The organism is Collimonas antrihumi, from assembly GCF_018304965.1.
GTDB lineage: Bacteria > Pseudomonadota > Gammaproteobacteria > Burkholderiales > Burkholderiaceae_D > Collimonas > Collimonas antrihumi.
This window is the reverse complement of the sequence record NZ_JAGQED010000003.1, coordinates 128,786-155,350: the sequence shown is the minus strand read 5'-3', so window position 1 is coordinate 155,350 and position 26,565 is coordinate 128,786. Positions and strand designations below refer to the sequence as shown.

The window sequence follows — 26,565 nt, the reverse complement described above, 5'->3', positions numbered from 1 at the left end:
CAAGTGACTAGCGTTTGCCGATCGGCACAAACTCCAGATTATCCGGGCCGACGTAGTTAGCCGACGGACGAATGATCTTGTTATCGATACGCTGCTCGATCACGTGCGCGGCCCAGCCGGAAGTACGGGAAATCACGAACAACGGTGTAAACATCGCAGTCGGCACGCCCATCATGTGGTACGAGACGGCCGAAAACCAGTCCAGGTTCGGGAACATCTTCTTGACATCCCACATCACGGTTTCCAGGCGCTCGGCGATGTCGAACATCGCAGTCGAGCCCGCTTCCGCCGACAACTTGCGCGCCACTTCCTTGATGACCTTGTTGCGCGGATCGGATACGGTATACACAGGATGGCCGAAACCGATCACCACTTCCTTGTTCTCCACCCGGCTCCGGATGTCGGCTTCCGCTTCATCCGGATTGTCGTAACGCTTCTGGATTTCAAACGCCGCTTCATTCGCGCCGCCGTGTTTCGGGCCGCGCAAGGCGCCGATTGCGCCGGTGATGGCGGAGTAGAAATCAGAGCCTGTGCCGGCAATCACGCGGCTGGTAAAGGTGGAGGCATTGAATTCGTGTTCCGCGTACAGGATCAGCGAAACGTGCATCGCTTTTTCCCACGAAGCGGACGGCTTCACGCCATGCAGCAGGTGCAGGAAATGGCCGCCGATGGAGTCGTCGTCGGTTTCAACCTCGATGCGCTTGCCGTTGGTGCTGAAGTGATACCAGTACAGCAGCATGGAACCGAATGACGCCATCAGGCGGTCGGCGATGTCGCGCGCACCCGGTGCATTATGGTCGTCTCTTTCTGGCAGCGTGCAACCCAGCACCGAGACGCCGGTGCGCATCACGTCCATCGGGTGCGATGCGGCAGGCAGCGCTTCCAGCGCGGCCTTGACGCTGGCCGGCAAGCCGCGCAAGGATTTCAATTTAGCCTTGTAGCCTTTGAGTTCGGCAGCAGTAGGCAGCTTGCCGTGTACCAGCAGATAGGCGATTTCTTCGAACTCGCAGGTGTCGGCGATATCCAGGATGTCATAACCACGGTAATGCAGATCGTTGCCGGTTTTACCGACGGAACACAATGCAGTGTTACCTGCGGTTACGCCGGACAGTGCGACGGATTTTTTTGGCTTGAAAGAGGTTGACTGCGCGGTTGCTTGTGCTTCACTCATTTTTTAGTCTCCTGACGGAAAGGAATAGGTGTAAAGGGATTGCCTTAAATGCAGATGTCTTATTTTTTCTGGGCCGCAAACAGGGCATCCAGATGCCGTTCGAAATCGTGATAGTTGATCCGGTCATACAATTCCATGCGTGTCTGCATGGTGTCGACCACGTTCTTTTGCGTGCCGTCGCGGCGGATTGCGTTATACACGTTTTCGGCCGCCTTGTTCATTGCACGGAAGGCCGACAACGGATACAGCACCAGGCCGACATCGGCTGATTTCAACTCTTCTACTGTAAACAACGGCGTTGAACCGAATTCGGTGATGTTGGCCAATACCGGCACCTTGACGGCAGCCGCGAACTGCTTGTACATCGCCAGCTCCGTAATCGCTTCCGGGAAGATCATGTCGGCGCCGGCTTCGACGCAGGCCACGGCGCGATCCAGCGCCGATTCCAGCCCTTCCACCGCAAGCGCATCGGTACGCGCCATGATCACGAAATTCTCATCGGTACGGGCATCGACTGCTGCCTTGATACGGTCGACCATTTCCTGCTTGCTGACGATTTCCTTGTTCGGACGATGGCCGCAACGCTTGGCGCCGACCTGGTCCTCGATGTGGATCGCTGCCGCGCCGAACTTGATCATCGATTTGACGGTACGCGCAACATTGAAGGCGCTGGCGCCGAAACCGGTATCCACATCGACCAGCAAGGGCAGGTCGCAGACGTCGGTGATGCGGCGCACGTCGGTCAGCACGTCGTCCAGATTGGAGATGCCGAGATCGGGCAAGCCGAGCGAACCGGCCGCGACACCGCCGCCGGACAGGTAAATCGCCTTGAAACCGGCGCGCTTGGCTAGCAATGCGTGATTTGCATTGATTGCGCCGATCACTTGCAATGGGGATTCTTCTTGCATCGCCTTGCGGAAGGCCGCGCCTGCGGAATATTGACTCATGTCTTCTCCTGATGGATTGCTAATTTGTTTCATGCAGTTGCCTGCAACGGGTCTTTTCATCTATACAGCAATCGCCGTGCCAAGCACGATACGATAACTAACGAGGCAGGCGAAAAGTAGCATTAATCCAATAAAATCAAATATTTACGCAATAAAATTGCAAATAATCAAATTAATCGAATTCGAGCACATGCAACGGAATTGTTTCAAATCATGTTACATTCATGAACACTGAAACGTCAGCATTAAACATATCTGAAACATGCCTCCCTCACCTCCAGCCCCACGTGATGCCAGCCATGCCGGTAACCCCGGCCAAAAACCGGTGATCTGGACCGTCTCGGTCTCACGCCTGTCCGACCTGTTTCGCGACATTACGCTGGAATACGACGACCGCGCCATTATCGAGCCCATTCATCTGGGATTCGACGAGGCCGCGCGCCATATCCGCGAACGGATGGAAACCGAGCGCTGCGATGCGGTGATCGCCGCCGGTTCCAACGGCGCCTACCTGAAAAGCCGGCTATCGGTACCTGTCGTGATTGCCAAGGCCAGCGGCTTCGACGTGCTGCAGGCATTGTCGCGTGCGCGCCAGATCACGCCCGACATCGGCATCATCACCTACCAGTCGACGATGCCGGTACTCAAGGAATTCCAGAACGCATTCGGTTTCAACATACAGCAACGCGATTACGCAACCGAAGAAGATGCGCGGGCACAAATCAATGAACTCAAGGCCAGCGGAGTCAAGGCGATTGTCGGCGCCGGCCTGATCACCGACCTGGCTGAAGAAGCCGGGCTGGCCGCGGTATTCGTCTATTCCGCCGCATCGATCCGCCAGGCCTTCGACGACGCGCTGGAAACCGCACTCGTGACGCAACTGGAATCGAACCGTAGCCACAGCCGTAGTGCGCCGCTGGCCGACACGCTGCGCGCCAAGCATGGCCTCAACGATTTGCGTGGCGATTCGCCGATGATGGAAAACCTGCGCCAGTCAATCGTACTGTATGCCAAATCGCAGGCCACGGTGCTGATCCAGGGCGAAACCGGCACCGGCAAGGAACTGGTAGCGCAAGCGATTCACCGTGAGAACCCGCGCGCGCTCATCGGCAACAAGCCATTTGTCGCGGTCAACTGCGGTGCAATTGCGGAATCGCTGCTGGAGTCGGAATTGTTCGGCTATGAAGAAGGCGCATTCACCGGCTCGCGTCGCGGCGGCCACGCCGGCCTGTTCGAAGCGGCCCATCGCGGCACGCTATTCCTGGATGAAATCGGTGAAATGCCGCTGGCGCTGCAGACGCGCTTGCTGCGGGTGCTGGAAGAGCGCGAAGTGGTGCGAGTCGGCGGCACCCGGCCGATTGCGGTCGATGTCCGCATCATCAGCGCCACCCATTGCGACCTGGAGCAACGCGTACGCGAAGGCCGTTTCCGCGCCGACCTGTTTTATCGCCTGGCCGTGCTGCGCCTGACGCTGGCGCCGTTGCGTGAACGCCCGGAAGACCTGATCGCGCTGGCCGAATGGTGCCTGAAAAAAGCGCTGGCCGCGCTTGGCGCCCGCCCGCATCCGAATCTGCATGCTGAAATTATTGCTTGCGCGCCACTGCTCGGCGCCTATGCTTGGCCCGGTAATGCGCGTGAAGTACGTAACTTGATGGAAAGACTGGCGCTGTTCCTGGCGGCCGAGCCATTGCAGGCACTATCTCCCGCCTTCATCCTCAGTGTCGCGCCGGAATTCGCCCGAACATCGGGGCCTGCGCCTAGCGTCGCGCCGGCGTCCTCAAGCGCCGCGCCACAGACCGCCGAGAGCATCACGCACGTGCTGGCCCGTTTCGATGGCAACCGCGAAGCAGCCGCCAGGTATCTCGGCATTAGTCGTACCACGCTATGGCGTAAGATCAGGAATCAATGATCAGCAGCAATATATGACCATAGCCTTATTTCGAATAAAGCTATATATAAGCTATAGTCATAAGCCTGAACGCGATCAAATGGACACCCAAAGCAGCCAAGCAACTCCGCAAGAAGGACGAGCCGATTAGAGGTCCGATTCGTGATGCAGTCAGTACGTTGGCAGCCATGCCCGGCTGTCAGAATGTCAAAGCCCTGACCAGGCACGAATACGGATATAGGCTTAGAGTCGGCAACTACAGAGTGCTGTTTGACTGGTCAGGCGAAATCAAGATTGTTGAAATTCAAGAAGTGAGGAAACGCGATGAACGCACCTACTAATATCCAAATAATCAACGGGCCGGATGGTAAGCCGGTCTTTGTTGTGATGCCCTACGAGGAATATCTCCGCGCTTACGAACAAGACCGTGACTTAATCCCTCACGAAGTCGTTAGCGCTACTGTCGACGGCGCAAGCCCCGCTCGCGCCTGGCGCGAATATCTGAAGCTGACACAGGCTGAAATTGCTGGCCGGCTGGGTATCTCACAACCTTCCTATGCAAAACAAGAAGCCAGCGAAAACCTGCGTCCGGCTTCGATTAACAAGATAGCTGCCGCGCTCGGCATTACACCCGCACAGCTTGATTTCTGATAGAAGCTCGACAGCGATACGTCGATGGCAATGCGAACTATGGGAATGGATCGGGGCAGGACTGGATGTGGGCCGTAGATGAAGCCTTGAAGCGAATCCTTGAAGCGAAGCCTTGAAGCCGCTTACATCAAATTGATCGCAAACTCAAAAACGAATTCCCCGTTTTCGACTGAAACCCGCATGGACAAAGACTTGGAAATGGTGGGAAGTACAAGTTTCGAACTTGTGACCTATCGCGTGTGAGGCGATCGCTCTACCCCTGAGCTAACCTCCCGGAGAGGTCGCTATTATGGCATAAAATTTCCGGTAAATAAAGCAGGCGCTGAGACGATTTGGCATCCCCTCGTCCAGCCCCTGCTCCGCCAGCCTTATTGGCGCTTGGCTTCCAGCACCCCTTTTACTTCGCGGATCACGGTCAGGGCTTTTTGCAGCTGGGCGGTGGAAGCGATTTCCGCGGTGAATGCCATCCGCGCATGGGCCTTGGCACTTTGGGTGCTGACGCCGATGACGTTGATCTTTTCACGCAAGAACACTTCCGAGATATCCCGCAGCAAGCCTTGGCGATCGCTGGCCAGCACGAAGATATCCACCGGGTAGACGGTTTCCGCTTCCGGTGCGCCCCAGGTAGTCTGGATCACGCGTTCGGGTGCCTTGATGCGCATCTCGGCGAAATTCTTGCAGTTTTCGCGATGGATCGACACGCCTTTGCCGCGCGTGATGAAACCGACCACCGGATCCGGCGGCGCCGGCTTGCAACACTTGGCCAGTTGCGTCATCAAGCCGTCGGTGCCAACCACCAGCACCCCTGATTTGCCGCCATGCGTCACGCTTGAGGCGCGGCTCTTGCGGGTAATTGCCGCTTCTTCCAGTTCGCTGCTGTGCTCGACCGGTTTGACGCCGTCATCGTGCAGGGCTTGTTCCACATGGCGCAGGCTGAATTCATCCTTGCCCAATGCCAGCAGCAGATCTTCCAGCTTGGGAAAATCCAGCTTGCGCGCCAGTTCTTCCAGATTGACTGCCGTCTTGCCTTCACGCTGCAAGGTCTTGTCCAGCATGCTGCGGCCAGTGGCCAGGGTCTCTTGCTGCTCGATCGCATTGAACCAGGCGCGCACTTTGGAACGGGTGCGGGCGCTTGCGGCATAACCTGGCGTCAGCCAGTCACGTGAGGGACCGGCGCCGCCGGGGGCGTTTTTGGCGGTGATGATTTCTACTGTCTGGCCGTTCTTCAGCGGCGTATTCAACGGCACCATGCTGCCATCGACGCGCGCGCCGCGGCAGCGATGGCCGACATCGGTATGCAGGTAGTAGGCAAAATCGATGGGCGTGGCGCCGCTGGGCAGTTCGATTACGCGGGCTTGCGGCGTCAACACGTAGATGTGGTCGTTGAGCGTGGCCTGCTTGAGCTTTTCCAGCCATTCGCGGCGGCTGTCTTCTTGTTCGACAACCGCATCCACCACATCGCTTTTCCAGGCCAGCAATTGGCGCAGCCAGGCGATTTTTTCGTCGTATTTCTGCGCCGAGAAATTGGAGCCGCCGGATTCCTTGTAGCGCCAGTGGGCGGCCACCCCGTATTCGGCGAAATGGTGCATTTCCTTGGTGCGGATCTGCACTTCCAGCGCCCGCTCATCGTCTGCCAATACCACCGTATGCAGGGACTGGTAGCCGTTTTGCTTGGGGCGTGAAATGTAGTCGTCGAATTCTTTCGGGATCGGCACCCATATGTTGTGGACGATGCCCAGCACGGTATAACAAGTCTTGACGTCATCGACAATCACACGGAACGCACGCACGTCGTACAACTCGGAAAAATCGAGTTCCTTGCCCTGCATCTTGTTCCAGATACTGAAGATGTGCTTGGGCCGGCCCGACACTTCAGCCTTGATGTCGGCCGCTGCCAGCTCGCTGCGCAAACGCGTGATCGCGGCATCGACAAAACCTTCGCGCTCGATGCGCCGCTCTTCCAGCATCTTGGCGATGCGCTTGTAAGTCACCGGATCGATGAAACGGAACGACAGGTCTTCCAGCTCCCATTTGAGCTGCCAGATTCCGAGCCGGTTGGCCAGCGGTGCATACAAATCCAACGTCTCGCGCGCGTACTGGCTGGTGCGCGCATTTTCCATCTTGTGCTCGGAAAAATAACGCAGCGCGGTCACGCGCGAAGCCAGCCGTACCAGCACCACGCGCATGTCGGTCGCCATCGCCAGCAGCATCTTGCGCAAGGTTTCCACCTGGCTGGCGGCCTGCTGCGCAGCATTCTTGCCGCGCATGACTTCTTGCGGTAAGCCGGAGGTAAAGCCGTGCAGCCGCATCAATTGCCGGATGCCGCCGACCAGATCCGAGATCTCCTTGCCAAACCGCTGCTCGATAAGGTCGGCGTGGCTGGCGTCGAACAATGGCAGTTCGAACAGCAAGGCAGCGATCCGGGTTTCGACATCGGTATCGAGCATGGCCAGTATGCTGGTTACGCCTTGCGAGAAATCGAGCGCGCTCTGGCCGGTAGCGATGAAATTATCGGCGTACAGCGGCTCGACGAAAGCCAAGGTGTCAAGCACGCGCGCGCTATCCTCGGCACTCAAGCCGGCGGTGCACTGCTGGATTTGCGTAGCGCGTTGTGTTGCAGTGAGCGAAACCATGCTTACATCTTTATTTTTGTGCTGCGACCACGATAATTTCTATCAGGATTTCCGGACGGGCCAGCTTGGCTTCCACCGTCGCTCGCGGTGGCGCATTGTTGGCCGATACCCACGTATCCCAAACCGCATTCATGCCATCGAAATCCTTGACGTCGGCCAGGTAGATCTGGCACGACAGGATGTGATGCTTGTCGCTGCCGGCTTCCGCCAGCAGACGATCGATATGGGCCAGCGATTCACGCGTCTGGCCTTCGATGTTCTGGGTAGTGTCTTCTGCCAGTTGGCCGGCCAGGTAAACGGTACCGTTGTGGATGGCGACTTCGGAAAGTCTCTTGCCGACATGCAGGCGTTGGATAGCCATAATTCGTCTCCTGAATTTAATAACAACCTAAACAATAATCAAGTAACCAAGCGATAACTCAGCAACAACAAATCAGCCGATCAGAAAATCGGTGACAACTTCTATCTGGTCGGTATGCAGGAAGGTTGGCGCATGGCCGACACCGGGCAGCTCGACCAGCTTCGCTTTGGGTCCGATTTCCGTCATGCGCCGAGCCGTCTCCGCTGACAGCAAATCGGATTCGGCGCCACGCACCAGCAAGGTCGGGCAGGTAATCGCCTGGTACGCTTTCCACAACAGCATTTCCGACAACTTGATGGTTTCTTCGCTGGTCGAAATGAAAGGCTGGGCCAGTTTCAAGTCGTAATGACGAATCCATTGGCCTTCCTCATTCTGGCGTAAAACATCGCTAGCCAGCTTATGCCACTCGATGTCTGCGTGCGGGCCGAACGATGCCGAGATGGAGCGGATATAGGCCACAGCCTCGTCAAATGTAGCAAAACGCATGTCGGCGCCGATATAGACGCCGATGCGCCCCATCGCCTCCGGATTCAGGTTGGGACCGACATCGTTCAATACCAGCTTGCGTAGGGGATTTTCCGGCAACGAAGCCAGCCCGATACCGATCAGGCCGCCCATCGAAGTGCCGACCAGGTCGACGGTTTCGGCATTTAGCCGCGCCAGCAAGGTGACCACGTCGTTCAAATACTGCGGCAGCACATAATATTGCGGATCGCGCAACCAGTCGGAGCGCCCGCGGCCGACCACATCGGGGCAAATTACGCGATAGGTATCGCATAACGCGCGCGCCAGCTGATCGAAATCGTCCGAGACGCGCGTCACGCCATGCAGACATAGCAATACATTGGGATTGTGCGGATCGCCCCATTCCTGGTAAGCCATCTTGTGCAAACCGGCGGGCGAAATACATTGGACAGTCTTGTGCGCGGCTATTGTCATTGCGATCCCGTTTCGGTAAAGACTTGATGGATGGCAGTAAGCAAAACTGGGGGCAAACATTATGTTTTGCTTTGCGTATAAACAACATCTTATCGCATATGCCGCTACCCTTGCACGTTACCTCACACAGAACCGCTTAAAAATTGCGTTATCGATTAAACACGATCGCCCTTCAACAGATTTCCGCAAGTAAAAAAAAAAAGCGGCGTGTGACACTCAGTGCCACACGCCGCCTGATTGCACCAAATTTCAGTGTAGCGCGCTCAGATCCAACGGCGCACCGGTTTGCGCGACGATATCTTGCTGGCTGACGCCAGGCGCCAGCTCAACCACCTTCAAGCCTTGCGGCGTCACATCCAGCACGCCAAGATCGGTGATGATGCGATTGACGACGCCGACGCCGGTCAGCGGCAAGTTGCAGGCATCGAGAATCTTGTGCGAGGTGGAGCCGTCCTTGGCCTTGGCAACGTGTTCCATCAACACCACCACCCTGCCGACGCCGGCCACCAGATCCATCGCGCCACCCATGCCTTTGACCATCTTGCCGGGGATCATCCAGTTCGCCAGATCGCCATTCTTGGAGACCTGCATCGCGCCGAGTATGGCGATGTTGATTTTGCCGCCGCGTATCATGGCGAACGAATCCGCCGAGCTGAAATACGACGATCCCGGCAACGAAGTCACAGTCTGCTTGCCGGCGTTGATCAGGTCGGGGTCGACCGCATCGTCGGTCGGGAACGGTCCTATGCCCAGCAAGCCGTTCTCCGACTGCAGCCAGACTTCAATCTCTTGCGGCACATGGTTCGCCACCAGCGTCGGCAAGCCGATTCCCAGGTTGACGTAAAACCCGTCCTGCAATTCCTTTGCCGCCCGCGCGGCCATTTCATCACGTGTCCATGCCATGGTGTGTCTCCGTATTTTCTTGTGTTATGCCGTGCGTTATGTTGGACGAACGGTACGCTGCTCGATCCGCTTTTCCGGCGTCGCATTGATCACGATGCGATGGACAAATATGCCCGGCGTGTGGACCTGGTCCGGATCGATCTCGCCGACCTCCACCAGATGTTCGACTTCGACTACGGTGATTTTTCCGGCCATCGCTACATTCGGATTGAAGTTGCGGGCAGTCTTGTTGAATACCAGGTTGCCGCTGCGATCTGCCTTGTAGGCTTTGACCAAAGAGATGTCGGCCACCAGCGAACGCTCCATCACATATTTGGCGCCGTCGAACTCACGGACTTCCTTGCCCTCGGCGACCAGGGTGCCGACGCCTGTTTTTGTAAAAAATGCCGGAATGCCAGCGCCACCGGCGCGCAACTTTTCCGCCAGCGTACCTTGCGGCGTAAATTCAAGCTCCAGCTCGCCTGCCAGGTATTGCCGTTCGAATTCTTTGTTCTCGCCGACATAAGAGGCGATCATTTTCTTGATCTGGCGGGTAGCCAGCAGTTGCCCGAGGCCAAAGCCGTCGACACCAGCATTATTCGAGATAGCAGTCAGATTTTGCACGCCGGAATCGCGCAACGCCAAGATCAGCGCCTCAGGAATGCCGCACAGGCCGAAACCGCCTACGGCGATGGTCTGGCCATCCTTGACTATGCCGGCCAACGCGCTTGCCGCGTCAGGATAAACTTTGTTCATACCGATGTCTCCTGTTTGTGTAAACTCGCACTATTATTGCTTTAGGTTCAGTCTGTTAGGATATGACGAAGTGATGCTTCCAACAATACCGTAAAAATACGAATTTCAAGCATACTGGCGGATTGTCTGCCGGTATGTGGCAACTGTGTAACCAACATCTGACTGATTCATCAAGTGCCCTTGCCTAATATTGCTGTCGATTATGCTTCCATTTTTGCCCACGCGCCGATAGGCATGTGCGTCTCCGAACGCCGCATCATGCAGGTGTGCAACCTGGCACTGGCGAAAATGTTCGGTTACCAGCCTGGCGAGTTGAACGGCCAGTCGTTTCAGGTTCTGTATCCGACGCAGGACGAATTTGAGCGCACCGGCGCCCGTATCGTGCCGATCATGAATGCCAAGGGTATCTATTCCGACGAAAGAATCATGCGGCGCGCCAACGGCGAGTTGTTCTGGTGCCATGTCACCGGCCATGCGCTGGTGCCGGAAGACACCCATGCTGCAGGCATCTGGACTTTTGAAGATTTGAGTGAAAAGCGCCGGGCTTCGGCCACACTCTCGCCGCGTGAGCGGGAGATTGCGGCGTTACTGGTGGAAGGTAAGACCAGCAAGCTGATCGGCAAGCAGATCGGACTGAGCCCGCGCACGGTGGAAATGCACAGGGCCAATCTGATGAAAAAATTCACGGCATCGACTTCCAGCGAACTGGTGCATCGCCTGCTGGGCATTTCCCAAAACGAAGGCGTTTAGAGCCTGATTCTTAAGCCGCAAGCACCGGATTAGTCAGCAACTGACGCAGGTCGTCGGGCAAAGGCATGGATTTTTCCAGATCGAAATCAACCCAGACTATCTTTGCCGTTCCTTCCGCAAACACCACTTCCGGCAAGTCGGCACGGCGGATTTCATAGCTGGCTTCGAAACTCGAGCGGCCAATCGCGCCAATATAGGATTTGACCTCCACATCGCAGGGATATTTCAATTGTCGCAAGAAACTGCATTGCGCATTGACCAGGACCGGTCCGTGGCGAGCGTCAAAGTCGCTGCCTAGTTGCTGCAGCCATTCGATACGTGCCTGTTCCATATAACGGAAATAGACGGTGTTGTTGACATGGCCGAGCGCATCCATATCACCCCAGCGCATGGCGATCCGCGTTGTGTGAACGTGTTTTTTGTTTTCCATTGCTCTAACTTTCCTAACTACTCCGTTTGGGGGGCTGCAACAAGCGAGGAACACCACTATACTGCCGACGAAACCTAGCATTCTGCCGCAAAATCCTACACAATTAGCACATCCGTTCGAAAAATTAATTATAGGTAAAGAGACAATGACTCCAACCCAAGGGCAGAACCAACAGAGCCTCGTCGAGCAATACGGCCCGCGCGAAGCCATGGAATATGACGTAGTGGTGGTCGGCGGCGGGCCAGCCGGCCTGGCTGCGGCGATCCGCTTGAAACAGCAAGCCACCGGACAAGGCCGCGAAGTTTCAGTGTGCGTCTTGGAAAAAGGCAGCGAAATCGGCGCCCATATCCTCTCCGGCGCAGTGATGGATCCGCAGGCGCTGACTGAGTTGCTGCCAAACTGGAAAGAACTGGGCGCACCGCTAACGACCGAAGTCAGCGAAGACCGGTTTCTGTTCCTGACCGAGAAAAAAGCCTACAAGACGCCTAACTGGCTGCTGCCGACTTGCTTCCAGAATCATGGCAACTATGTCATCTCGCTGGCAAACGTGGTGCGTTGGCTGGGCCAGCAAGCGGAACTGCTCGGCGTTGAGATTTTCCCCGGCTTCCCGGCGGCTGAAGTGTTGTATAACGACGACGGTTCGGTCAAAGGTGTCGCCACCGGCAATATGGGCGTGGACCGCCATGGCCAGCCGACCGATGCTTTCCAGCTGGGCATGGAACTGCACGCCAAATACACCCTGTTTGCCGAAGGTGCGCGTGGCCATCTGGGCAAGCAGTTGATGGCGAAGTTTGACTTGAACAAAGGTAAAGACCCGCAAACTTACGCTATCGGCATCAAGGAATTATGGGAAATCGATCCTAAGCTGCATCAGCCGGGCCTGGTGGTGCATACCGCAGGCTGGCCGCTGGATACGCAAACCTATGGCGGGTCTTTCCTGTATCACCTGGAAAACAACCAGGTTGCGGTTGGCTACGTGGTCGGCCTGGCTTACGAAAATCCCTACCTGTCGCCGTACGAAGAATTCCAGCGTTACAAGACGCATCCGGAAATCAGCAAGTTTTTCGAAGGCGGCAAGCGCATTTCCTACGGCGCCCGCGCGATCACCGCTGGCGGCCTGCAATCGCTGCCTAAGCTGACCTTCCCTGGTGGTGCATTAATTGGCTGCGATGCCGGCTTCCTCAACGCCAGCCGCATCAAGGGTAGCCACGCCGCCATCAAGACCGGCATGCTAGCCGCCAACGCGGCATTTGAGGCCTTGGGCAACAATCGCCAGTTTGATGAACTGACCGCTTACAGCGAAGCGTTCGAAAAATCCTGGTTGCATCAGGAGTTGCACAAAGCGCGCAACTTCAAACCGTGGATGAGCAAAGGCCTGTATCTCGGCACCTTGATGGTCGGTATCGATCAGGTTGTATTTGGCGGCAAAGCGCCATGGACCTTGCGTCACAGCCATGCCGACCATGAATGCCTGAAACCGGCGGCTAACTATGCGCCGATCAAGTATCCGAAACCGGACGGCAAGCTGACCTTCGACCGCCTGTCGTCGGTGTTCATTTCCAACACCAACCACGCTGAAGACCAGCCGATTCATCTGACGTTGAAAGATCCGAACGTACCGGTGAATGTCAATCTGCGCGATTACGCCGGCCCGGAAGCGCGTTACTGCCCTGCCGGCGTGTATGAATTCGTGACCAACGAAGACAATACCGAACGCCTGCAAATCAACGCGCAGAATTGCGTGCATTGCAAGACTTGCGATATCAAGGATCCGACGCAGAATATTGTGTGGGTGACGCCGGAAGGTGGCGGCGGACCGAATTATCCGAATATGTAGAAATTACAACGTAGGGTGGGCAAGGTTTTGTGCCCGCGCGTTACTGCGACAACAGCGGTGGTGGCTTTAAGGTCCGCGTGGGCAAAAACTTGCCCACCCTACGATTTCAACGTATCAAGGCAGCTTCCAGTTGCCTGCCACGATTTTTTCAAGCCAGAAGGTACCGATTACCGTTTTGACGTCGGTAACCTTGCCTTCCCTCACCCAGCTCAGCATGTCCTCTAGCGGCGCCTTGAACACATCCAGGAATTCGCCGTCATCGAGTTTGCGCTCGCCCCCGACCAGGCCGCGCGCCAGGAACAACTCCAGATGCTCGTCGGCATAGGCGATCGCATTGTGAATCGTGCAGACATGTTGCCATTCGGTGGCGGTATAACCGGTCTCTTCCAGCAGCTCGCGCTTGGCGCAACTCAGGTGGTCTTCGCCCGGGTCGATTTTCCCGGCCGGGTATTCAATGAATACGCGTTCCAGCGGGTAGCGGTACTGCCGCTCGAGCAAGACCGTGCCGTCTTCAAACAACGGCAGGATGACCACTGCACCGGGATGCTTGATGTATTCGCGCGTGGTCAGTTTGCCGTCAGGCAGTTGCACCGTATCGCGCTGCACTTTGAGGAAGTGACCGTCATAGGCTTCCGCGCTGTCGATCCGGGTTTCTTTCAGGTGACGATCCATGCGGGTACTCCGGAGGAAAGGGTTAAGGCACGCCAGATAGGGAGATTGTAATACCTGGCGGTGCAAACGGTGCCAGGGCACCGTTCCACGCCGACGCGGCTAGCTCAGCGGTGTTTCTTCAGATAGCGCAATACGTAGCCGGGATAGGCCAGCACCAGGAACATGCAGCCGGTGACCGCATAAAACTCCCAGCGTTGCGTGAACGTATTGCCGATATTCGCTTCCAGGACGTAGGCGACGGCGCCGACCAGCGCATACAGGGCCAACAGCTCCAGCAAGCGCATCCAGACCGGCTTGACCGCAGCCTGGCCCTGGCTGCGGGATTTGAGTGGAATCAGTGCGAACAGCCGTTCGTTAAAAAACGGCAGGTTGGCGGCCAGCAGCGCCAACAGAATCACGAACCAGCTGGAGAGAGAGACGTTCACGGAATCAGGACACTACTTTGCCAAGGAACGAGGTCAAGGTCTTGACGATCGCCGTGGTAGTCGCATCCATCAGCATGCCAGGCCACAGACCGAGCACCAGCATTGCCAGGCCATTCAGGCTGAGCAATACCCGCACATCAAGGTGCGCGACAATCGGCGAGCTATCTTGCGGCTCATCAAAATACATCAGCTTGATCACGCGCAGATAGTAATAGGCGCCAATCAGGGAGAACACCACGGCGACCACCGCCAGCCAGACCTGGCCAGTGCCGAGCACGGCCTGCAGCACGGACAATTTGGCGTAGAAGCCGACCAATGGCGGGATACCTGCCAGCGACAGCATCAACACCAGCATCACGCCAGCAAACCAAGGGCTGCGTTGATTCAAACCCTTGAAGTCGTCCATGCTTTCCGCTTCGAAACCGGAACGTGCCAGCAGCATGATCACGCCGAAGGTACCGAGCGTAGTCAGCACGTATGTGATCGAATAGAACAAGGCCGAGCTATAGGCATTAGCCGCCGAGAACAGATTACCGTCGACCACGCCGGCCAGCAGGCCGAGCAGCATGAAACCCATGTGGGAAATGGTCGAATACGCCAGCATGCGCTTGATATTAGTCTGCGCAATCGCGGTGATGTTACCGATGGCCATCGACAGCACTGCCAACACGGTCAGCATTTGCTGCCAGTCGAAAGCCAGGGGCAACAGTGCTTCGATCAGCAGGCGGAAGCAAATCGCAAAAGCCGCCAGCTTAGGTGCGCCGCCCAACAACAGGGTGACTGCAGTCGGTGAGCCTTGATAGACGTCAGGCACCCACATATGGAACGGCACCACGCCAAGCTTGAACGCCAGGCCAGCCACCACGAACACCACGCCGAATACCAATACGGTCGGGTTGATGCCGCCGGAGGACGCAGCGCGGGTGACTTCCACCAGGTCGAGCGAACCGGTAGCACCGTACAGCATCGACATCCCGTACAGCAGGAAACCGGAAGCCATTGCGCCCAGCACGAAATATTTCATCGCCGCTTCAGTCGCGACAGCGCTATCGCGGCGCAATGCCACCAGTGCGTACAGCGACAAGGACATCAATTCCAGGCCCAGGTAAATGCTGAGGAAATTGCTGCCGGAGATCATCACCATCTGACCCAGCAAGGCAAACAGCGCCAACGGATAGAACTCGCCGCCGAGGTTACCGCTGACCATGCCGCGTTCGCTCACATAACGACGCGAATACACCAGCGTGATGCCGACTGCCACATAAGAAACCAGCTTCAACAGGCTGCTCAGAGGGTCCGAGACGAACATGTTGTGGAAAGTGTAGACCGTCTCCCCGCTTTGGAACGCACCCAGCGTCAATACGAAACACACAGCCAGCACGGCCAGCGTCAGGTAATAGGTGAAATGGCGTTTGGCATCCGAAACAAACATATCGATCAGCAGCACGACCGAGGTCGCAATCAGCAGAAAGATTTCCGGATAAACAGGGATCAGATTCATGTTATTCATTTATTTGCCGCTTATTTTTTATGCACTCGGTACACTATGTAGTCAGTTTAGCTTGGTGATCGCGACATGCTTCAGCAGATCGGCTACCGATACTTGCATCGCATCGGTGAACGGCGCCGGATACACGCCCATCGCGATGACGGCAATCGCCAACACACCCAGCATGAAGAACTCACGCTTGTTCAGGTCCAGCATCTCTTTCACATGCGAATTGGTAACAGCACCGAACACCACACGCTTGACCAGCCACAGCGAATACGCCGCGCCCAGGATCAACGCGGTTGCAGCCAGCAGCCCGATCCAGAAATTGAACTTGACCGCGCCCAGGATCACCATGAACTCGCCGACGAAGCCGGAGGTGCCTGGCAGGCCGGAATTGGCCAGCGAGAACAACACGAACAAGGCAGCGAAGCGCGGCATGACATTGACCACGCCACCATACGCGGCGATCTCACGTGTATGCATGCGGTCATACAGCACGCCGATACACAGGAACATTGCGCCGGACACAAAACCGTGGGAGATCATTTGCACGATACCGCCCTGCAAGCCGATGTCGTTGAAAATGAAGAAACCGAGGGTGACGAAACCCATGTGGGCAATCGACGAATAGGCGATCAGCTTCTTCATGTCGTTCTGCACCATCGCCACCAGGCCGATATAGATCACGGCGATCAGCGACAAGGTAATGATGAAACCGGCCAGATAGTGGCTGGCGTCAGGTGTGATCGGCAGCGAGAAACGCAGGAAACCGTAACCGCCCAGCTTCAGCATGATTGCCGCCAGTACCACGGAGCCGCCGGTTGGCGCTTCGACGTGGGCGTCCGGCAACCAGGTATGTACCGGCCACATCGGCACCTTGACGGCAAACGCCAACAGGAAAGCCAGGAAAATCAGGATCTGCGCCGTCATCGTCAGCGGCAGCTGATGCCAGGTCAGGATGTCGAAACTGCCGCCCGACTGGAAATACAGGTACAGCAATGCAACCAGCATCAACAGCGAACCCATCAGGGTGTACAGGAAGAACTTGATCGCTGCGTAGACGCGGTTGGCGCCGCCCCAGACACCGATGATGATGAACATCGGGATCAGCGTCGCTTCGAAGAAAACGTAGAACAGCAAGCCGTCCAGCGCGCAAAAGACGCCAATCATCACGCCAGACAGGATCAGGAAGGCGCCCATGTATTGCGCGACTTTCTTCTCGATCACTTGCCAGGCCGAGATCACTACCATCACGGTAATGAAGGCCGTCAGCGGCACGAACCACAACGAGATGCCGTCGATACCCAGGAAATAATTGATGTTGAAGCGGTCGATCCAGGCGGCCTTTTCAACAAACTGCATGCCATGGAAACCGTTATCGAACTGGCTCACGAGCGGCAAGGTCACCACCAAGCTGACCAATGCGCCTAGCAGCGAAAGCCAGCGCACCAGAGTTGGATTGTCGTCGCGGCCCACTGCCAGGACGAGGATACCGAACGCGACCGGACACCAGATCGCGAGGCTGAGAAGAGGGAAAGTTGACTGCATCATATTTATTATTTATCTACCTTGCTGAGTATGCCGAGTTTGCTGAATTTGCTGAATTTGCTTTAGCTGCTTATTTGGCAAACGGGAACGGCATGAACCAAACCAGGAAACCCAGCACGCCGATAATCATCACGAATGCATAGTGATAGATGTATCCGGACTGCCAGAGACGGGTAATTTTCGAGAACCAGTTGACTGCCTTGGCGCTGCCATTGACGATCAGGCCGTCGATCAGGCCACGGTCGCCGGCATTCCACAAGCCGCGGCCCAACATGCGGGCGCCACCGGCGAACACCACATCGTTGAATTTGTCCATGTAGTACTTATTGTCGAGCACCGTGAAGATCGGCAGGAACTTCTGCTTGATCGCTGCCGGCAGACGCGGATTAACCATGTAGCAGTAATACGCTGACGCCACGCCGGCGATGGCCAGCCACAACGGCGCCGAGCTGAATGCATGCGCGACCATGCCGACCGGACCATGGAAATCATTGCGCAGCTCTTCCATTGCATGGTGCGCCTCATTGACGAAAATCACGTCCTTGAAGAAGCTGCCGAACAGCATTGGCTCGATCGCGAAGAAGCCGATGATGGCGGATGGAATCGCCAGCAGGATCAGCGGCAAGGTCACCACCCAAGGCGACTCGTGCGGTTTCTGGCCTGGTTCCAGGCCATGATGGCCCGGCTCTTCGTCGTCATGTTCATGGCCATTGTGCGCCAGGCCGAAACGCTCTTCGCCATGGAACACCATGAAATACATGCGGAACGAATAGAAAGCCGTGACAAACACGCTTGCCAGCACTGCAAAGTAGGCAAAGCCGGAACCGAACAGCGTCGATGCGTGAGCCGCTTCGATGATGCTGTCCTTCGAATAGAAACCGGAGAAGAACGGTGTGCCGATCAATGCCAGCGAGCCCACCAGCGAAGTGATCCAGGTAATCGGCATGTATTTACGCAGGCCGCCCATGTTGCGCATGTCTTGATCGTGATGCAGGCCGATGATGACCGAACCGGCGCCAAGGAACAGCAAGGCCTTGAAGAACGCATGCGTCATCAGATGGAACACCGCCACCGAGTATGCCGAAGCACCCAGGGCCACGGTCATGTAGCCGAGCTGCGACAAGGTGGAGTAAGCCACCACGCGTTTGATGTCGGTCTGGATGACGCCGAGGAAACCCATGAACAAGGCAGTAATCGAGCCGATGATCAGGATGAACGACAACGCGGTGTCGGACAATTCGAACAGCGGCGACATGCGGGTCACCATGAAAATACCGGCGGTCACCATGGTAGCGGCGTGGATCAGTGCGGAAATCGGGGTCGGGCCTTCCATCGAATCCGGCAGCCAGACGTGCAACGGAAACTGCGCCGACTTACCCATGGCGCCGATGAACAGGCAGATACAGGCTACGGTCAGCAACATCCAGTCGCTGCCCGGCAAGGTCAGTTGCGCCAGCATGCCCTTTTGCGCGAATACTTCGGTGTAGTTCATCGAGCCGGAATACGCCAGCAACAAGCCGATGCCGAGGATGAAGCCGAAGTCGCCGACACGGTTGACCAGGAACGCTTTCATGTTAGCGAAAATCGCAGTCGGACGGGTGTACCAGAAACCGATCAGCAGATACGACACCAGCCCCACCGCTTCCCAGCCGAAGAACAGCTGCAGGAAGTTGTTGCTCATGACCAGCATCAGCATCGAGAACGTGAACAGGGAGATATAGGCGAAGAAACGGTTATAACCCTCGTCGTCTTTCATGTAGCCGATGGTATAGATATGCACCATCAGCGAGACGAAGGTCACCACGCACATCATCATCGCGGTCAGGCTGTCGACCAGGAAGCCGATCTCCAGCTTGACGCCGCCTACCGTCATCCAGGTGTACAAGGTACCGTTGAATGTGGCGCCGTCGATCACCTGCAGCAAGGTCTGCACGGAGATGATCAGGGCGATCAGCACGCCCAGGATCGTGACCGTGTGCGAAGTCTTGCGACCGACCAGGTTGCCGAAGAATTTGGTACCGAATAAGCCCGCGATCGCAGCGCCAGCCAGAGGCGCCAACGGTACGGCAAGAAGTAATTGTGGGTTAAGTTGCCCCGCCATGATGAACCTTATCTTTATTCGTTATGTGTCTGTGTATTCTTTATCTGCTTACTCTTGTTCCGGCAAACCTGCCCTTGCAGGAACAAACCGCTTAGCCCTTAAGGCTGTCCAGATCTTCCACGTTGATGGTGTCCAGGTTACGGAACAACGCCACCAGGATTGCCAGGCCAATCGCCGCTTCGGCAGCTGCTACGGTAAGGATAAAGAAAACGAAAATCTGTCCGGCCGCATCACCCAGGTAATACGAAAATGCGATGAAGTTGATGTTCACCGCCAACAGCATCAATTCGATTGCCATCATCAACACGATGAGGTTTTTGCGATTCAGGAAAATGCCGACGATGCCGATCGAGAACAGGATCGCGCCAAGGATCAGATAGTGAGCGAGCGAAAGTGCCATATTGCGTCCTTGTTATTTTTGTGGTGCCGCTGGTGCAACGGGGTTAGCGGCAGGGTTAACAGAACCTCCAGGCGCAACCGGGTCGACCTTGGCTTCCGATTTCATCTTCACGATGCGAACCCGGTCGGTGCTCTTGACCTTGACTGCAGCAGAAGGTGAAAAATACTTGGTGTCTTTGCGGCGGCGCAATGTCAGGGCGACGGCGGCAACGATCGCCACCAGCAGCACGACGGCGGCAATTTCAAAGGCGTACACGTATTCGGTGTAGATCAGCATACCCAGCGCCTTGGTGGTGCCGATGTTGGCCGAGGCCGCAGGAACGTCGGCATCTGAACCTTGGAAACCGTGGAATATGACGGCAGCCATTTCAAGCACGATAACCGTGCCGACTGTCGCCGCCACCGGGAAATACCCCCAGAATCCTTCTCGCATCTTGTCGAGGTTAATATCCAGCATCATCACCACGAACAAGAACAGCACCATCACCGCGCCGACATACACCAGCACCAGCACGATGGACAGGAATTCCGCTTTCAACAACATCCAGATACCGGCCGCGGAGAAAAACGACAACACCAGGAACAGCGCGGCATGCACCGGGTTGCGTGCGGTAATTACGCGTAAGGCGGCGATTACCAGCACCACCGAAAACGCGTAGAACAAGAAGGTCTTAAATTCCATAATGGCCTATAAACAAATTGTGGGACAGAGTTTAAGAGCCACCGTAGCGTGGCGAATTACTCTGTCCCCAACTAATCAAACAGTTAGCGATACGCAGCATCCGCTGCGCGTGCCGCAGCAATTTCAGGTTCGTAACGATCACCTACCGCCAGCAGCATTTCCTTGGTGTAGTACAGATCGCCACGTTTTTCACCGTGATATTCCAGGATATGGGTCTCGACGATCGAATCGACCGGGCAAGACTCTTCGCAGAAACCACAGAAAATACATTTGGTCAGATCGATGTCGTAACGCGTGGTGCGGCGCGAACCGTCCTCACGCTGCTCGGACTCGATCGTGATCGCCATTGCCGGGCAAACCGCTTCACACAATTTGCAGGCGATGCAACGCTCTTCACCGTTCGGGTAGCGGCGCAGCGCATGCAAGCCGCGAAAACGTGGCGATTGCGGCGTCTTCTCTTCCGGGAACAGCACTGTAATCTTGCGTGCGAACAGGTAGCGGCCGGTCAGCCGCAGCCCTTTTAGCAACTCCAGCAGCATTAAACTGCCGAAAAAATCCTTGATGGCTTCCATTTACACTAAACCTTCCATTACTTCCAGATATTCCACGGACTTTGAATCCAGGCAGCGACGATCACCAGATAGGTGAGAACCAACGGGATAAATACTTTCCAGCCCAAGCGCATGATCTGGTCATAGCGATAGCGCGGGAACGAAGCGCGTACCCAGATAAACAGCGACAACATGAAGAAGGTCTTCATGCCGAGCCAGATCCAGCCAGGAATCCAATCCAGCATTGCCAGCGGCGATGCCCAGCCACCCAGGAACAGCAGCGTTGCCAGGATCGAGATCAGAATCATGTTGGCGTATTCGGCCAGGAAGAACATCGCGAACGACATGCCCGAGTATTCAATCATGTGACCGGCGACGATTTCCGATTCGCCTTCCACCACATCGAACGGGTGACGGTTGGTTTCGGCAATCCCCGAGATGAAGTAAATCGCGAACACCGGCAGCAACGACAACCAGTTCCACGACAGCACGCCGACGCCGTGATCGTAGAAATAACCCTTGCTTTGGGCCATCACGATTTCGGTCAGGTTCAAACTACCCGACACCATCAACACGATGACCAGGGCAAAGCCCATCGCAATTTCGTAGGACACCATCTGCGCCGAAGCGCGCATCGCGCCGAGGAACGCATACTTTGAGTTGGACGCCCAACCGGCAATGATCACGCCGTAGACTTCCATCGAAGTGATGGCCATCACAAACAGCAGGCCGGCGTTGACATTAGCCAAAACAGTTTCCGGACCGAACGGCACCACTGCCCACGCAGCCAAGGCCGGCATGATGGTCATGATCGGTGCGATGAAGAACAGTACCTTGTTGGCGCGTGCCGGCAAGGTGACTTCCTTCAGCAACAGCTTGAGGGCATCGGCGATCGGTTGCAGCAAACCGGCAGGACCCACCCGGTTAGGGCCGAGACGGATATGCATCCAGCCGATCAGCTTGCGTTCCCAGTAAGTCATGTAGGCTACGCACAGCAACAGCGGCACGACGACGACGATGATCTTGATCAGATTCCAGATCAGCGGCCAGAGGAAACCGAACCAGTCGGCGCCGGTGGCATTGATGGCGGCGATGAAATGATCCATCATGCTTTCTCCACTACGATAGAACCAAACATCGCACCCAAGGCTGCGGTCGAGGCATGCGAAGCGGCTACCCGCACCACATTTTCCGGCAGCGAAGGATCGATCGCCGCGGCCAGCGCAGCAACGCCCTGCCCTTGTTTGAGGTTGACGCGATCGCCAGCGGCGATACCCAGTTTTGCCGCCAGCGCTGCCGACAACCATGCTTGCGGCGCCTGGCCGTCAACGGTTTCCTGCAACGAGGCCGCACGACGCACTATCGCATCGGCGAAATAAATAGGCACATCGGCTAAACGTTCCAAACCGCTGTTCGCAGTCTGGGTTGCAGCTTGACCTGCAGCTTGCGGCACCAGATCGCTGAAGTTGTTCAGACGTGCTGACAGATTGGCTTCCGCAACTTCACCAGTACCCAGCACCTCATCGCGAATTGCTTCGGAAGTGTCGTAGTCGAAACCAGTCAGGCCCAGCAGGTTACCCAGTACGCGCAATACCTTCCAGGCCGGACGGGCATCGCCCATCGGACGGACGGTGCCGTTGAAACTTTGAGCACGGCCTTCGCAATTGACGAAAGTGCCGGAGGTTTCGGTAAATGGTGCAATCGGCAGCAACACGTCGGCATAGTCGGCGCCGTGTTTGTATGCGGATAAAGTCACGACCATCTCGGCCTGCTTCAGTGCCGCAACAGCGACTTGCGGATCATAGCTGTCCAGCTCCGGTTCAGCGTTCAACAACACATAAGCCTTGTGCGGCTGAGCGAAAATTTGTTGCGCGTTGCGGCCGCTTTTTCCACCCTTCGCGGCGGCAGGCAATGCATTCGCCCAATAACCGCCGACAGTATTGCCAGCCTCAGTCATGTAGCCGAACCTGGCGTCAGTCTGCTGTGCAATCCATTGCGCCACTGCGTGCAGCTGCGAAGCTTGCGGATGCTGTGCCGCTGCGTTGCCGAGCAATACCGCTTTCGCAGCGCCGGACAACAGGCTGGCAGCAGTTTGTTTGGCTTCAGCCGAAGCTTCGACATTCTCGAAGCCGGCAGGTACTGCGATGCTCTTGGCTTGTGCCACAGCAACCGCCACCTGACCCAATACCGACAACCAGGCCGACGGCGCGGCGATCATCTTGTTAGCGACCGGCATCAGCAGATCGTCGTCAGCTGCATGCAGGATGCTCAGCTTGGCGCCGCGCTTGACGCCCAGGCGCAGCCGTGCCGACAACAGCGGATGATCCTTGCGCAGGAACGAGCCGATGATGAAAGCGCGATCCAGCTGTGCGAATTCGTTGATCGACATGCCCAGCCATGGCATGACTTTGCCATCCAGGGCGAAATCGGACTGACGCAGGCGGAAATCGATGTTTTCCGAACCCAGGCCACGCACCACCTTTTGCAGCAGCGACAATTCTTCCAGTGTCGAATACGGCGTACCGACAGCGGCAATCGCGTCGGCACCATGTTCATGGCGAATGTTACGCAAACCATGCGCCACATATTCCAGCGCAGTTTGCCATTCGACTTCCTGCCATTTGCCGTCTTGCTTGAGCATCGGCTTGGTCAGGCGTTCGGCGCTGTTCAGGCCTTCATAGGCGAAGCGATCCTTGTCCGATAGCCAGCATTCGTTGACATCGTTGTTTTCCAGCGGCAGCACGCGCATCACCTTGCCGGATTTGACTTGCACCACCAGGTTGGCGCCAAGGCCATCATGCGGGCTGACCGATTTGCGGCGCGACAATTCCCAGGTACGGGCGCTATAGCGGAACGGCTTCGATGTCAATGCGCCGACCGGGCACAGATCGATCATGTTGCCGGACAGTTCGGAGTTGACAGTCTTGCCGACGAAGGTAGTGATCTCGGAGTGTTCACCGCGACCGACCATGCCGAACTCCATCACGCCGGCGATTTCCTGGCCGAAGCGGACGCAGCGGGTGCATTGGATGCAACGGCTCATTTCCTGCATCGAGATCAGCGGGCCGGCATCTTTCGGCGCCACGACACGCTTCTCTTCTTCGTAGCGGGAGGACGATTTACCGTAGCCGACCGCCAAATCCTGCAACTGGCATTCGCCGCCCTGATCGCAGATCGGGCAATCCAGCGGATGGTTAATCAGCAGGAATTCCATCACGCTCTTTTGCGCAGTCGTCGCCTTGTCGCTGCTGGTGCGCACGATCATGCCGGCAGTTACTGGAGTGGCGCAGGCAGGCAGGGCCTTCGGCGCTTTTTCCACCTCGACCAGGCACATGCGGCAGTTGGCCGCAATGGAGAGTTTTTTGTGATAGCAGAAATGTGGAATGTAAGTGCCAATCTTGTTGGCAGCATCCATTACCATGCTGCCCTCCTGGACTTCCACTTTCTTGCCGTCTATTTCGATTTCAACCATGGCTTTGCTTTTCTTGCCTAAGTGTTTTGCACGCGCTGTTTGCGCCATACTCTAAATAACCCCACCCCGTCATTCCCGCGAACGCGGGAATCCATCCTAGCTGCGATCCTAAGCAGTAACCTGGATCCCCGCGTTCGCGAGGATGACGCGGCAGTTAGCCTTAAACATATGCAGGCACCAAGCAGTGTTTATGCTCGATGTGATACTCAAATTCTTCGCGATAATTCTTCAGGAAGCCGCGCACCGGCATCGCTGCCGCATCGCCGAGCGCACAAATGGTGCGACCCATGATGTTGCCCGCTACCGTATCCAGCAGATCCATGTCTTCCGGACGACCGTGTCCGGTTTCGATGCGATGCACCAGGCGATACAGCCAGCCCGTGCCTTCACGGCATGGCGTGCACTGGCCGCAGGATTCTTCAAAATAAAAGTACGACAGGCGCAACAGCGATTTCACCATGCAACGCGTTTCGTCCATCACGATCACTGCGCCGGAACCGAGCATCGAGCCGGCCTTGGCGATCGAATCGTAATCGAGATCGGTATCCATCATGACCTCGCCTCTGATCACCGGTGCGGACGAACCGCCAGGGATCACGGCCTTGATCTTTTTGCCGCCGCGCATGCCGCCAGCCAGTTCCATCAGCTTGGCAAACGGTGTGCCCAACGGCACTTCGTAATTGCCCGGCTTTTCGACGTCGCCCGAGATCGAGAAGATCTTGGTGCCGCCGTTGTTCGGCTTGCCGAGTGCCGCATAGGCTTCGCCGCCCATGTTCAGCAGGAACGGCACGGCTGCGAAGGTCTCGGTATTGTTGATCGTGGTCGGCTTGCCGTACAGGCCGAAACTGGCCGGGAACGGTGGCTTGAAGCGCGGCTGGCCCTTCTTGCCTTCGAGCGATTCCAGCAATGCGGTTTCTTCGCCGCAGATGTAGGCGCCATAACCGTGGAATGCATGCAGCTGGAAGTTGAATTCGCTGCCGAAAATCTTGTCGCCCAACGCACCGGCGGCACGCGCCTCTTCCAGCGCTTCTTCAAAGCGCTCGTAGCCGGACCAGATTTCGCCGTGGATGTAGTTGTAGCCGACCGAGATGCCCATGGCGTAAGCGCCGATGGCCATGCCTTCAATCAGCGAATGCGGATTGTAGCGAATGATGTCGCGATCCTTGAACGTGCCAGGCTCGCCTTCGTCGGTATTGCAGACCAGGTATTTTTGTCCCGGGAACTGACGCGGCATGAAGCTCCACTTCAGGCCGGTAGGAAAACCCGCACCGCCGCGGCCGCGCAGCGAACCGGCTTTCAGTTCAGCGATGACTTGTTCCGGCGTAATGCCTTCGGAGAGGATGCGCTTGAGGGCGGTATAGCCGCCGCGCTTGACGTAATCGGCGTAGTGCCAGTTGTCGCCGTCCAGGTTAGCCAGGATCAGCGGATTGATATGACGATTGTGCAAACTGGTCATTTAGGGGTTACCTCACTGAGTTCCGCCAACAAGCCGTCAATCTTTTCGTTCGACATCCAGCTACACATGCGTTTGTTATTGACCAGCAGCACCGGCGCATCGCCGCAAGCGCCCATGCACTCGCCTTCAACCAGGGTGAACTGGCCGTCTGCGGTGGTTTCACGGAAACCGATGCCGAGCTTGTGCTTCAGATGCTCCGCCGCCCGATCGCCGCCGGACAACTGGCATGGCAGATTGGTGCAGATGCTGATCTTGTGCTTGCCGACCGGCTTGGTGTTGTACATATTGTAAAAGGTCGCGACTTCCTGCACCGCGATAGCCGGCATGCCGAGGTAATCCGCGACATCCTGCATGGTTTCCGGCGCCAGCCAGCCCTTTTCATCCTGTGCAATCGCCAGAGCGGCCATCACCGCCGACTGTTTCTGGTCGGCGGGGAATTTCGCTACTTCGCGATCGATCTTTTTGTATGTATCTTGACTTAACAACATGTGTTGGCCATTCGTGCGCGATGTTTTGCGCGAG

General features: G+C 56.6%; 25 protein-coding genes and 1 tRNA gene. 5 read left to right on the top strand and 21 right to left on the bottom strand.

The features are described 5' to 3' along the window. Positions 1-7 precede the first annotated feature (7 nt). Both prpC and prpB read right to left on the bottom strand, forming a co-directional pair. On the bottom strand, positions 8-1,171 hold the full coding sequence (prpC, locus tag KHU29_RS04725) for a bifunctional 2-methylcitrate synthase/citrate synthase (RefSeq protein WP_211451528.1): 1,164 nt from the start codon (positions 1,169-1,171) through the stop codon (positions 8-10). Positions 1,172-1,230: 59 nt separating this feature from the next. Further along, positions 1,231-2,118, bottom strand: coding sequence for a methylisocitrate lyase (prpB, locus tag KHU29_RS04720; protein ID WP_211451527.1), 888 nt, complete (start codon positions 2,116-2,118; stop codon positions 1,231-1,233). 262 nt (positions 2,119-2,380) lie between these two features. On the opposite strand from prpB, the gene prpR reads away from it, so the two are divergent. From prpR to KHU29_RS04705, 3 genes are all read left to right on the top strand, one after another. Then, a complete protein-coding gene (prpR, locus tag KHU29_RS04715) occupies positions 2,381-4,027 on the top strand; it encodes a propionate catabolism operon regulatory protein PrpR (protein WP_211451526.1) in 1,647 nt (548 codons plus the stop codon). 65 nt (positions 4,028-4,092) lie between these two features. Continuing rightward, entirely contained in the window at positions 4,093-4,347 is a 255-nt protein-coding gene (locus tag KHU29_RS04710; RefSeq protein ID WP_211451626.1) for a type II toxin-antitoxin system RelE family toxin, read from the top strand. After that, a complete protein-coding gene (locus KHU29_RS04705; protein WP_211451525.1) occupies positions 4,331-4,657 on the top strand; it encodes a helix-turn-helix domain-containing protein in 327 nt (108 codons plus the stop codon). Before KHU29_RS04710 ends, KHU29_RS04705 begins: the two co-directional genes overlap by 17 nt. Before the next feature lie 199 nt (positions 4,658-4,856). Here the strand turns inward: KHU29_RS04705 and KHU29_RS04700 are convergent. The 6 genes from KHU29_RS04700 to KHU29_RS04675 form a co-directional block, all read right to left on the bottom strand. Continuing rightward, positions 4,857-4,931, bottom strand: a tRNA-Val gene (locus KHU29_RS04700). Positions 4,932-5,025: 94 nt separating this feature from the next. Next, a complete protein-coding gene (locus tag KHU29_RS04695) occupies positions 5,026-7,290 on the bottom strand; it encodes a RelA/SpoT family protein (protein ID WP_211451524.1) in 2,265 nt (754 codons plus the stop codon). A gap of 10 nt (positions 7,291-7,300) precedes the next feature. Continuing rightward, positions 7,301-7,651, bottom strand: coding sequence for a RidA family protein (locus KHU29_RS04690; protein ID WP_211451523.1), 351 nt, complete (start codon positions 7,649-7,651; stop codon positions 7,301-7,303). 72 nt (positions 7,652-7,723) lie between these two features. Beyond that, positions 7,724-8,590, bottom strand: a complete 867-nt coding sequence (locus KHU29_RS04685) for an alpha/beta fold hydrolase (RefSeq protein ID WP_211451522.1) — start codon at positions 8,588-8,590, stop codon at positions 7,724-7,726. A 249-nt stretch (positions 8,591-8,839) separates the two neighbouring features. After that, positions 8,840-9,493: a 3-oxoacid CoA-transferase subunit B gene (locus KHU29_RS04680; protein ID WP_092357633.1), complete on the bottom strand. Its 654-nt coding sequence runs from the start codon at positions 9,491-9,493 to the stop codon at positions 8,840-8,842. Positions 9,494-9,529: 36 nt separating this feature from the next. Then, a complete protein-coding gene (locus KHU29_RS04675) occupies positions 9,530-10,228 on the bottom strand; it encodes a CoA transferase subunit A (RefSeq protein ID WP_211451521.1) in 699 nt (232 codons plus the stop codon). Between the two features lie 174 nt (positions 10,229-10,402). On the opposite strand from KHU29_RS04675, the gene KHU29_RS04670 reads away from it, so the two are divergent. Continuing rightward, positions 10,403-10,978 carry a LuxR C-terminal-related transcriptional regulator gene (locus tag KHU29_RS04670; RefSeq protein ID WP_211451520.1) on the top strand — a complete coding sequence of 192 codons (576 nt, stop codon included), beginning with the start codon at positions 10,403-10,405 and terminating at the stop codon, positions 10,976-10,978. 10 nt (positions 10,979-10,988) lie between these two features. Here the strand turns inward: KHU29_RS04670 and KHU29_RS04665 are convergent, their stop codons facing one another. Further along, positions 10,989-11,408 (bottom strand): acyl-CoA thioesterase, encoded by a 420-nt coding sequence (locus tag KHU29_RS04665; RefSeq protein WP_211451519.1) that lies wholly within the window; start codon positions 11,406-11,408, stop codon positions 10,989-10,991. Between the two features lie 145 nt (positions 11,409-11,553). Between KHU29_RS04665 and KHU29_RS04660 the strand changes: the two genes are divergently transcribed. Continuing rightward, on the top strand, positions 11,554-13,245 hold the full coding sequence (locus KHU29_RS04660; RefSeq protein ID WP_211451518.1) for an electron transfer flavoprotein-ubiquinone oxidoreductase: 1,692 nt from the start codon (positions 11,554-11,556) through the stop codon (positions 13,243-13,245). A gap of 114 nt (positions 13,246-13,359) precedes the next feature. Here KHU29_RS04660 and KHU29_RS04655 read toward each other — a convergent pair whose 3' ends face one another. The 12 genes from KHU29_RS04655 to nuoE all read right to left on the bottom strand — a co-directional run bounded on the left by KHU29_RS04655 (position 13,360) and on the right by nuoE (position 26,531). Then, positions 13,360-13,917: an NUDIX domain-containing protein gene (locus KHU29_RS04655; RefSeq protein ID WP_211451517.1), complete on the bottom strand. Its 558-nt coding sequence runs from the start codon at positions 13,915-13,917 to the stop codon at positions 13,360-13,362. A gap of 104 nt (positions 13,918-14,021) precedes the next feature. Then, the gene (locus tag KHU29_RS04650) at positions 14,022-14,342 is read right to left on the bottom strand and encodes a DUF2818 family protein (protein WP_211451516.1); all 321 of its coding nucleotides are present in this window, start codon (positions 14,340-14,342) and stop codon (positions 14,022-14,024) included. Positions 14,343-14,346: 4 nt separating this feature from the next. Further along, entirely contained in the window at positions 14,347-15,852 is a 1,506-nt protein-coding gene (gene nuoN / locus KHU29_RS04645; protein ID WP_211451515.1) for an NADH-quinone oxidoreductase subunit NuoN, read from the bottom strand. Positions 15,853-15,894: 42 nt separating this feature from the next. Further along, positions 15,895-17,385 (bottom strand): NADH-quinone oxidoreductase subunit M, encoded by a 1,491-nt coding sequence (locus KHU29_RS04640; RefSeq protein WP_211451514.1) that lies wholly within the window; start codon positions 17,383-17,385, stop codon positions 15,895-15,897. Between the two features lie 67 nt (positions 17,386-17,452). Beyond that, on the bottom strand, positions 17,453-19,483 hold the full coding sequence (gene nuoL, locus KHU29_RS04635; protein ID WP_211451513.1) for an NADH-quinone oxidoreductase subunit L: 2,031 nt from the start codon (positions 19,481-19,483) through the stop codon (positions 17,453-17,455). 91 nt (positions 19,484-19,574) lie between these two features. Then, complete coding sequence (gene nuoK, locus KHU29_RS04630; RefSeq protein WP_092439381.1) at positions 19,575-19,883, bottom strand: NADH-quinone oxidoreductase subunit NuoK; 309 nt, start codon at positions 19,881-19,883, stop codon at positions 19,575-19,577. Between the two features lie 12 nt (positions 19,884-19,895). Beyond that, complete coding sequence (locus tag KHU29_RS04625; RefSeq protein WP_211451512.1) at positions 19,896-20,564, bottom strand: NADH-quinone oxidoreductase subunit J; 669 nt, start codon at positions 20,562-20,564, stop codon at positions 19,896-19,898. An 83-nt stretch (positions 20,565-20,647) separates the two neighbouring features. Then, on the bottom strand, positions 20,648-21,136 hold the full coding sequence (gene nuoI, locus KHU29_RS04620; RefSeq protein ID WP_092414420.1) for an NADH-quinone oxidoreductase subunit NuoI: 489 nt from the start codon (positions 21,134-21,136) through the stop codon (positions 20,648-20,650). A 17-nt stretch (positions 21,137-21,153) separates the two neighbouring features. After that, a complete protein-coding gene (gene nuoH / locus KHU29_RS04615; protein ID WP_211451625.1) occupies positions 21,154-22,221 on the bottom strand; it encodes an NADH-quinone oxidoreductase subunit NuoH in 1,068 nt (355 codons plus the stop codon). Further along, entirely contained in the window at positions 22,221-24,587 is a 2,367-nt protein-coding gene (gene nuoG / locus KHU29_RS04610; RefSeq protein ID WP_211451511.1) for an NADH-quinone oxidoreductase subunit NuoG, read from the bottom strand. The genes nuoH and nuoG overlap by 1 nt, the downstream gene beginning before the upstream one ends. Positions 24,588-24,747: 160 nt before the next feature. Further along, a complete protein-coding gene (gene nuoF / locus KHU29_RS04605; protein ID WP_211451510.1) occupies positions 24,748-26,043 on the bottom strand; it encodes an NADH-quinone oxidoreductase subunit NuoF in 1,296 nt (431 codons plus the stop codon). Further along, the gene (gene nuoE / locus KHU29_RS04600; protein WP_092414423.1) at positions 26,040-26,531 is read right to left on the bottom strand and encodes an NADH-quinone oxidoreductase subunit NuoE; all 492 of its coding nucleotides are present in this window, start codon (positions 26,529-26,531) and stop codon (positions 26,040-26,042) included. Before nuoE ends, nuoF begins: the two co-directional genes overlap by 4 nt. Positions 26,532-26,565 lie beyond the last annotated feature (34 nt).

Coding starts and splice junctions, on each gene's coding strand:
- nuoK (WP_092439381.1), bottom strand. CDS start 19,883: ATGGCACTTTCGCTCGCTCACTATCTGATCCTTGGCGCGATCCTGTTC.
- prpB (WP_211451527.1), bottom strand. CDS start 2,118: ATGAGTCAATATTCCGCAGGCGCGGCCTTCCGCAAGGCGATGCAAGAA.
- nuoG (WP_211451511.1), bottom strand. CDS start 24,587: ATGGTTGAAATCGAAATAGACGGCAAGAAAGTGGAAGTCCAGGAGGGC.
- prpR (WP_211451526.1), top strand. CDS start 2,381: ATGCCTCCCTCACCTCCAGCCCCACGTGATGCCAGCCATGCCGGTAAC.
- KHU29_RS04680 (WP_092357633.1), bottom strand. CDS start 9,493: ATGGCATGGACACGTGATGAAATGGCCGCGCGGGCGGCAAAGGAATTG.
- KHU29_RS04705 (WP_211451525.1), top strand. CDS start 4,331: ATGAACGCACCTACTAATATCCAAATAATCAACGGGCCGGATGGTAAG.
- KHU29_RS04665 (WP_211451519.1), bottom strand. CDS start 11,408: ATGGAAAACAAAAAACACGTTCACACAACGCGGATCGCCATGCGCTGG.
- KHU29_RS04625 (WP_211451512.1), bottom strand. CDS start 20,564: ATGGAATTTAAGACCTTCTTGTTCTACGCGTTTTCGGTGGTGCTGGTA.
- KHU29_RS04675 (WP_211451521.1), bottom strand. CDS start 10,228: ATGAACAAAGTTTATCCTGACGCGGCAAGCGCGTTGGCCGGCATAGTC.
- nuoE (WP_092414423.1), bottom strand. CDS start 26,531: ATGTTGTTAAGTCAAGATACATACAAAAAGATCGATCGCGAAGTAGCG.
- nuoH (WP_211451625.1), bottom strand. CDS start 22,221: ATGGATCATTTCATCGCCGCCATCAATGCCACCGGCGCCGACTGGTTC.
- KHU29_RS04690 (WP_211451523.1), bottom strand. CDS start 7,651: ATGGCTATCCAACGCCTGCATGTCGGCAAGAGACTTTCCGAAGTCGCC.
- nuoL (WP_211451513.1), bottom strand. CDS start 19,483: ATGGCGGGGCAACTTAACCCACAATTACTTCTTGCCGTACCGTTGGCG.
- KHU29_RS04640 (WP_211451514.1), bottom strand. CDS start 17,385: ATGATGCAGTCAACTTTCCCTCTTCTCAGCCTCGCGATCTGGTGTCCG.
- KHU29_RS04655 (WP_211451517.1), bottom strand. CDS start 13,917: ATGGATCGTCACCTGAAAGAAACCCGGATCGACAGCGCGGAAGCCTAT.
- KHU29_RS04695 (WP_211451524.1), bottom strand. CDS start 7,290: ATGGTTTCGCTCACTGCAACACAACGCGCTACGCAAATCCAGCAGTGC.
- nuoI (WP_092414420.1), bottom strand. CDS start 21,136: ATGGAAGCCATCAAGGATTTTTTCGGCAGTTTAATGCTGCTGGAGTTG.
- KHU29_RS04685 (WP_211451522.1), bottom strand. CDS start 8,590: ATGACAATAGCCGCGCACAAGACTGTCCAATGTATTTCGCCCGCCGGT.
- KHU29_RS04660 (WP_211451518.1), top strand. CDS start 11,554: ATGACTCCAACCCAAGGGCAGAACCAACAGAGCCTCGTCGAGCAATAC.
- prpC (WP_211451528.1), bottom strand. CDS start 1,171: ATGAGTGAAGCACAAGCAACCGCGCAGTCAACCTCTTTCAAGCCAAAA.
- nuoN (WP_211451515.1), bottom strand. CDS start 15,852: ATGAATAACATGAATCTGATCCCTGTTTATCCGGAAATCTTTCTGCTG.
- nuoF (WP_211451510.1), bottom strand. CDS start 26,043: ATGACCAGTTTGCACAATCGTCATATCAATCCGCTGATCCTGGCTAAC.